Source organism: Micromonospora sp. CP22 (assembly GCF_009712475.1).
GTDB lineage: Bacteria > Actinomycetota > Actinomycetes > Mycobacteriales > Micromonosporaceae > Micromonospora.
The window spans coordinates 1-7275 of record NZ_VCJO01000041.1 but is presented as its reverse complement, the minus strand read 5'-3'; the positions used below and the strand labels follow the sequence as shown (position 1 = coordinate 7275).

General features: G+C 68.5%; 7 protein-coding genes. 5 read left to right on the top strand and 2 right to left on the bottom strand.

Annotated elements, in window-relative coordinates:
* Positions 1 to 45: 45 nt before the first annotated feature.
* On the bottom strand, positions 46 to 798 hold the full coding sequence (locus FF096_RS26025; protein ID WP_309223931.1) for a glycosyltransferase: 753 nt from the start codon (positions 796 to 798) through the stop codon (positions 46 to 48).
* A 133-nt stretch (positions 799 to 931) separates the two neighbouring features.
* Between FF096_RS26025 and argS the strand changes: the two genes are divergently transcribed.
* On the top strand, positions 932 to 2656 hold the full coding sequence (argS, locus tag FF096_RS26020; RefSeq protein ID WP_155222191.1) for an arginine--tRNA ligase: 1725 nt from the start codon (positions 932 to 934) through the stop codon (positions 2654 to 2656).
* Here the strand turns inward: argS and FF096_RS26015 are convergent, their stop codons facing one another.
* Positions 2657 to 3262 carry a sulfotransferase gene (locus tag FF096_RS26015; RefSeq protein WP_155222193.1) on the bottom strand — a complete coding sequence of 202 codons (606 nt, stop codon included), beginning with the start codon at positions 3260 to 3262 and terminating at the stop codon, positions 2657 to 2659.
* 286 nt (positions 3263 to 3548) lie between these two features.
* On the opposite strand from FF096_RS26015, the gene FF096_RS26010 reads away from it, so the two are divergent.
* The 4 genes from FF096_RS26010 (at position 3549) to FF096_RS25995 (ending at position 7224) form a co-directional block, all read left to right on the top strand.
* On the top strand, positions 3549 to 5042 hold the full coding sequence (locus tag FF096_RS26010; RefSeq protein ID WP_155222190.1) for a serine hydrolase: 1494 nt from the start codon (positions 3549 to 3551) through the stop codon (positions 5040 to 5042).
* A 5-nt stretch (positions 5043 to 5047) separates the two neighbouring features.
* Entirely contained in the window at positions 5048 to 6154 is a 1107-nt protein-coding gene (locus tag FF096_RS26005) for a sensor histidine kinase (RefSeq protein WP_155222189.1), read from the top strand.
* Positions 6151 to 6804: a response regulator transcription factor gene (locus tag FF096_RS26000; protein ID WP_155222188.1), complete on the top strand. Its 654-nt coding sequence runs from the start codon at positions 6151 to 6153 to the stop codon at positions 6802 to 6804. Before FF096_RS26005 ends, FF096_RS26000 begins: the two co-directional genes overlap by 4 nt.
* Positions 6805 to 6891: 87 nt before the next feature.
* A complete protein-coding gene (locus FF096_RS25995) occupies positions 6892 to 7224 on the top strand; it encodes a hypothetical protein (protein WP_155222187.1) in 333 nt (110 codons plus the stop codon).
* Positions 7225 to 7275: the final 51 nt, after the last annotated feature.

The window sequence follows — 7275 nt, the reverse complement described above, 5'->3', positions numbered from 1 at the left end:
GCGGCTGCGTCCACTTCGCACGCCCCACCACCGCATCCTGCCAGGTCAGACCGCCAATGGCGGCTGCCGTACTAGGACGTGCTCATCGACGTACCGCCGCACGTCCGTCATCAATGGGCCGTTGCCCACCAGGTCTAGGACGATGGCAGGGTTGCGTGTGGCCGCGCGGCGGAACGACTCAAGAAGGAGCAGAGGGGCCTTCTTCGGTACGAGCCGTCCCACAGCGACACAGCGGACCTCCCCCGATGAGTTTGTTCTCGAGACGTCGGCGATCGTCGGCAGATCAACGCTGTACCGCACGACGTGGATCTTTTCTGATGGAAGCCCAAGCGCCACCAGAGCCTCGGCGGCGACGTGGCTTGGTACGACGATGCCGTCTACCCGGTCATACCGTCGGTAGACCTCGCGCCACCGCTGTTCCCTCAGCCGCGCCGAGAAGTCCACGCCGTGACCACGCAGCCAGACACGCACGCCCTGCTTTAACAGGACATCAAGCCAGCGATCGGCGAAGTCGAGGTACTCCACCAGGACGACCTCGACCCGATGCTCGGTCAGAAAGTCGGCTACCGCCGCCATTCGCTCCGGGGAAGGCGGAGGGTCGCCAGGAATGGGAGTGAGGGCGAGCGTGGGACGACCATCGGTGTCCCATGCTGGGCGTTGGCGGATCGACGCGCCGCCCGGCGGCGGATCGGCGATCACCACGGTCCCACGGGGCAGCAATTCACAGGCGTCCCAGCGGAGGAACGTCTCGCTGATCACGCCGATTTCGGGCAGGAGGATACAGAGGGGCCGTGACACGCCGAACAGTATCGGATGACCAGCACAACGTGGCCACCCCGTGACGCGTGGACATCACCCGCGGCTTGGGGTCCTCTCTGCCGGCGGGGTTATTCGTCGGACGGTGGGGCGGCGTGGACTAGATTGTCTTCCCATGGCGACCCTGGAAAAGCTGCTCCATGATCGGCTCGCGTCCGCGTTCGAGGCCGTGGCCGGCACGCCAGCTCCCCCCACCGTCCACCGATCGCAGTACGCGGATTTCCAGGCGGATGGCGCGCTGGCTCTCGCCCGCCAGCTGGGCCGCAAGCCCCGTGACATCGCCGCCGATGTCGTACGCCACGCCCAACTCGACGATCTTTGCGCCTCGGTGGAGATCTCGGGGCCAGGATTCATCAACCTCACTGTGTCTGAGGGCGCCCTCGCGCCGCTGCTTGCTGAGATGAGCCGCGGTGAACGCCTAGGGGTCCCGCTCGTCGCCAGCCCCGACACGGTTGTGATCGACTATTCGGCACCCAACGTGGCGAAGGAGATGCACGTCGGTCATCTGCGCTCCACGGTGATCGGGGACGCGGCTGTCCGGGTGCTGGACTGGCTTGGCCACCGGGTGATCAAGGCGAACCACCTCGGTGACTGGGGCACCCCGTTCGGCATGTTGATCGAGCACTTGCTCGACATCGGCGAGTCCGAGGCTGCCCATGAATTGTCGCTCGGCGATCTCAACTCGTTCTACAAGGCTGCCCGTGTCAAGTTCGACGCCGACGACGCGTTCAAGGAACGCGCCCGGCGGCGCGTGGTCGCGCTTCAGGGTGGCGACAAGCTGACCCTTCGGCTGTGGCACCTGCTCGTGGACGCGTCGGAGAAGTACTTCATGGCCGTCTACGACCGGCTTGACGTATGCCTCACAGAGAAGGACTTCTTCGGCGAGAGCTTCTATAACGACATGCTGCAGCCGGTTGTCAGCGAGTTGGACCGGCTAGGTCTGCTACGGGAAAGCGAGGGCGCGAAGGTCGTCTTCCCGGCGGGGTTCACCAACCGCGAGGGAGAGCCGTTGCCGCTCATCGTGCAGAAGCGTGACGGTGGGTTCGGTTACGGTGCCACGGACCTTGCGGCGATCCGGTACCGCACCCAGGAGTTGGAGGCGACCCGCCTGCTCTACGTGGTGGGGCTGCCGCAGCGACAACACTTCGAGATGGTCTACGAGGTCGCCCGCGAGGCTGGTTGGTTGCGGCCGCCGGCCCGGGCGCAACACGTTGGGTTCGGCTCTGTCCTAGGCCCTGACGGGAAGATGTTCCGCACCCGGGCGGGTGACACGGTCAAGCTGGTCGACCTCATCGACGAGGCCGTGGCGCGGGCGGCGGCCCTTGTCAAGGAGAAGAACCCCGATCTTGACGAGGCGGAGCGCGCTGAGGTGGCTCGGATGGTCGGCATCGGCGCATTGAAGTACGCCGACCTTTCTAACGACCGGAACAAGGACTACGTCTTCGACTGGAAGCGAATGCTCTCCTTCGAAGGCAACACCGCCCCTTACCTGCAGTACGCCCGGGCTCGGATCCTGTCGATCTTCCGGCGCGGCGGCGTCACGCCCGCTCGGGACCTAGCCACGATCACCGTGTCCGAGCCTGCGGAGCGGGCGTTGGCGATCGAGCTGCTCGCCTTCGAAGACGTGGTCACCGGTGTGGCGGAGTCGCTGGATTTCCATCGGCTGGCGGTGTACTTGTATGGGCTTGCGACGGCGTTCACGGCGTTCTACGAGCGGTGCCCGGTGCTGCGCGCCGAGGGGGAGGTACGCGAGAACCGGCTGGCGTTGTGCGACTTGACCGCGCGAGTGCTCGCCCGCGGCCTCGGCCTACTGGGGATCGGCGCCCCAGACCGCATGTGATCAGAGGTACCCGAGAGCGCGGCACAACGACCGCAGTTCCTCGGGCGTCTGTGCCTGGGTCGGTGCGGGTCGGCCGGGTAGCACCCGGCCGGCCCGGATACGGTCGGTGAAATCGCCAATGCCCTGCAGGAACGGCCCATGGTCCTGCCGCCCGTACTCGATCATGGTTGGCTCCCACGGGACACCAAGGTAGTCACATGTCCGGCGGGTCGCAGCCTCGGGATCTGCGGTCAGCTCTTCGTAGCGAACCGTCATCCCCGGCAGGCTCTGCCGCGCCTCGACCAACTGGGTCAGGAAGAGATGGACCAACTCCGTGGAGTCGGTCGGCGTCGCGCGCGGCCGTGCAGCGATCGCCGACTCGACGACGTGGACAGGGTGGCGCAGAAGAAAGATGTATCGGGCGGCAGGCCAGCAATCGGCGACTCGTCGCCACCGCAGCAGGTTCGTGGGCGTCTTGTCGACGATGACTGGCTTGCCTGATCGGAGCAGTTCCCGGTGAAGCACCCGGTCCCACAGCAGGTGTTCCAGCTCGCGCTTGTCGAGATGGGCGACCTCCATGGCCAGCCGCGCGAAACGGCTGTCCATGCCGACCGTCAGGTCCACCATGTGCACCCCAGCGGACGATGGTGCATCCCGTGGGACCTCACCACCCAGGAGATTTACCGGCCGAAGGTCGCCGGCTCGTTCCGCCTCAAACCGGTCCAGCAGACGCAGCGAACGGTAGGCGACGTCTGATTCGATGTCGGAGTACGGCCAACGCGCGCAGCGAGGTCGCCGAGGCAGCCGACCGGCATCCCATCGAGCCGGACGGAGATCCCCTGACGAAGGTCAGGGGTGCGGGGTGTCGATCGGGTCCTGTACCTGGTCGCCCCGATTCCTACCGTGGTCAGCTATGTGGCAGAACAAGCACCGACGACGTGGCCTGATATCCGTGCTGATCCTGGGCCTGGCCGTTCCCGCCGCGCAGGTGGTTCCCGGTCCGGCGTACGCGCAGAACGGTATCGACAGTGGCTCGGTCGAGCGCGTGGTTAACGGCTTCACCGCCAAGGCGGGCTACCCGGGTGTCGCCGTCGCGATCACGAAGGGCGATCAGGTGCTGCACGCGGCGGGGTACGGGCGTGACGCGACCGGCGCGGCCGTGACCGCGACGACGCCGATGCCTATCGCCTCGCTCAGCAAGTCATTCACGGCGCTCGCCGTCATGCAGCTGGTCGAGGCGGGGAAGGTGACGCTGGACGCGCCGGTGCGCGACTACCTGCCTGGCTTCCATGTCGCCGATCCCCGCGGCGCGCGGATCACCGTGCGGCAGTTGCTGAACCAGACGTCCGGGATCACCGACCGCACACTGCGGGAGAAGAGCCTGCAGCAGCCCGACTCGCTGGCGGCGGCCGCGGTACGGGCGCGCGCCGCGACCTTGGCGAGCGAGCCCGGCACGCGTTACGCATACACGAACACCAACTATCACCTCGCCGCCCGGCTGGTGGAGGTCGTGTCCGGTGAGCCGTTTGCCGGCTACCTACGCCGGCACGTCTTCGAACCGCTCGGCATGTCGGACAGCACCACGATCGACCTGACCCCCCGCGATCTACCGGACACCGTGCGGCAGGGACACATATACGCCTACGGGGCGTCGATCGCCGCCGCCGAGCCAAAACGGTTCGTCAACGGCTCCGACGGTGTGCTCACCACGGCGCGGGACCTGGCCCGGTGGCTGGTCGTCCAGGGCAACGCCGGCGCGGCGGCCGACGGCACCCGGCTGGTCTCGGCGCAGAGCATGACGGCCATGCACACCTCGTCCGACCGGCGATGGACGTACGGGATGGGCTGGAACGCCGACAGCGACGGCCGGGTCCACCACAACGGGATCTGGTTCACCTACACCGCGAGCGCGCTGCTACTGCCCTCCGGATACGGCATCGCGGTGCTCGGCAACAGCGGCTTCAGCCTCGCCAACGGGGGCACCGACCAGCTGGCCGACGAACTCGCCGCCCTGGTCCAGGACGGTCGCTCCGCCCCGCCCCCCGCGCCGACCCGGTTGATCGTCGACCTGGTGCTGGCCGCGCTGACGGTGATGAGCGTGCTGCTCGGCGTACGCAGGTTGCGCCGCACGTCGGCCTGGGCGGTGCGGGCCGGTGAGCGGCCACTCTGGCGGCCGATCCTGCGGCTGCTGCCCAGGCTGGTGCCGGTCGCGGTACTCCTGGCGCTGCCGTACCTGCTCGGCACGATCGTCGGCGGCGGCCGGGACATCACATTCCGCCAGGTGGCGTACACCGCGCCCGCGCTGGTCGGGTGGAGCGCCGTGGCCGCGGCGATGAACGCCGGCTCGCTCGTCGCCCGGGTGGTGGCACTGATGCGGCGTCGGCCGACCGGTCCGACGGCACGGTAGCGTTGATGACCATGAAAGGCGACCGGGACGGCTGGTGGCGGCGGGGTCCGGCCCCGCCGTGGGTGCTCTCCGCGCTCGTCGTGCTGCTCGCGGGCGTCGCGACGTCCTATCAGCAGCTGCCGTGGTGGGTGTCGACCGGGGCGCTGCTGGCGCCGGTGACCGGCGTTGCGCTGCTGCGGACGTATCCGATCATCTCGCTCGCCCTGGGTACGGCGGCGAGCGTGGCAATGGCGCTCGCGTTGGGTGATTCCGTACCGGTCTGGAGCGTCGCGCTCGGTGCGACGATCTTCGTGATCAGCGTGCTCGCCGGCCGCCAGATGCCGCGGACGACGCATGCGCTGGCCGTCTTCGTGGCGGGGGCGACGCTCGCGATCCCGCTCGGCCTGGCCGATGGCAGTGCGTGGCTCTCCGCCCTAGTGCTGCTCGGGGTGACGGTGGTGCTGCCGTGGATTCTGGGGCGCGCTCTCCACCAGCAGGCCGAGCTCGTCGCGGTCACCGCCGAGCGTGCTCGGCTCCAGGAACGCAGCCGCATCGCCTACGACATGCACGACACTCTTGGCCACGAACTGACCCTGCTGGCCCTGCGCGCCGGCGCGCTGGAGTTGGCGGCCGATCTCGACGACGGCCACCGGGCCGCGGCGGCGGACCTACGAGCCGGCGCGGGACTCGCCACCGAACGGCTCGCCGAGATCGTCACCGTCCTGCGCGACGGCGAGCCGGTGCCGCTGCACCCCGGCCCGGATCGCATCGAAGACCTCGTCGATCGCGCCATCGAGGCCGGTGTCGCGGTCTCGTTGGACTGGGACGGCCCCCGTGACCTGCCGCCGAGGACCAGCCGGGCCGCCCACCGCGTCGTCCAGGAGGGGCTCACCAACGCCCTGAAACACGCACCCGGCGCGCCGGTACGGGTGTGCCTAGCCACCGTTGCCAGCACGACCACCGTCACCGTCACCAACCCGGTCACCCCCGGCGCCCGTCCAGGGCCCGGCGGGCACGCCGGCCTGACCGGGCTGCACGAACGAGTACGCCTCGCCGGCGGCACACTCCGCGCCGGTCCGCGCGGTCACACGTTCGAAGTCATCGCACGGCTGCCACACGCGGATGCCTCATGATCCGGATCCTGCTCGCCGACGACGAGGCGATGATCCGGGCCGGTGTCCGCGCCATCCTCGCCACCGACACCGACATCGAAGTGGTCGCCGAAGCCGGCGACGGGCGCGAAGCCGTCGAGCTGACCCTCGCGCACCGCCCCGACGTCGCCCTGCTAGATATCCGCATGCCCCGCCTCGACGGCCTCGCCGCGGCCGCCGAGATCGTCCGCGCGATGCCCACGACCGGCGTCGCGATCCTGACCACGTTCGGCGAGGACGACTACCTGGCACGCGCGCTCGACGGCGGCGCCCGAGGCTTCCTGGTCAAGTCCGGCAACCCCCGCGAGCTGATCGCGGGCGTCCACGCCGTCGCCTCCGGCGGCGCCTACCTCTCACCGGCCATGGCCGCACGGATGATCGGCAAGCTACGCGATGGCGGGCTCAGCCGCGCCGCGACGGCCCGCGCCCAGGTGCAGACACTCACCGAGCGCGAACGCGACGTACTGGCCTTACTCGGTGCAGGCCTGTCCAACGCCCAAATCGCCCACCGCCTCAACGTCGTCGAGGGCACGGTCAAAGGCCACGTCAGCGCCATCCTCACCCGTCTCGACCTGGGCAACCGGGTGCAGGCGGCCCTCCTCGCCCACGATGCCGGCATCACCACCAAGTGACCCGCCGATGCGCTGCGGGGCACCGGTCGGCGTAAAGCCCGTCCCGCAAGGGTCGTACTGGCGGCGCCGGCGCTGGTCGTGGCTGTAGTGACGTACCGCGACCAGCAGGAGATCAACCGGGCACAGTTGGAGATGACACGGCTGGAGCGTCAGCGGTACGACCAGCGCTTCGCATCGCGGGTCGCCGCGTGGCAGATCCGGGAGAAGCCATGGGATTCGAAGACGCCGGTACACGTGCGCGTGCAGAACCGAGCACCTGTACCAATTAAGCGGTTGTCTGTCGAGGCCACATCGGATTTCCTGCTGAGCTGGCCTAGTGGTCCCAGGTTCTTCGATCTGAACGTGGACATCCCGCCCTGCACCCTGATGACGTTCGACATCAACAACATGATCGGAGCAATGCTCGAAACCTGTGGATGAGCGTCGGGAGGCGTACCCTCCCGACGAGTTCCAAGCCAGGAATCGAGTAGA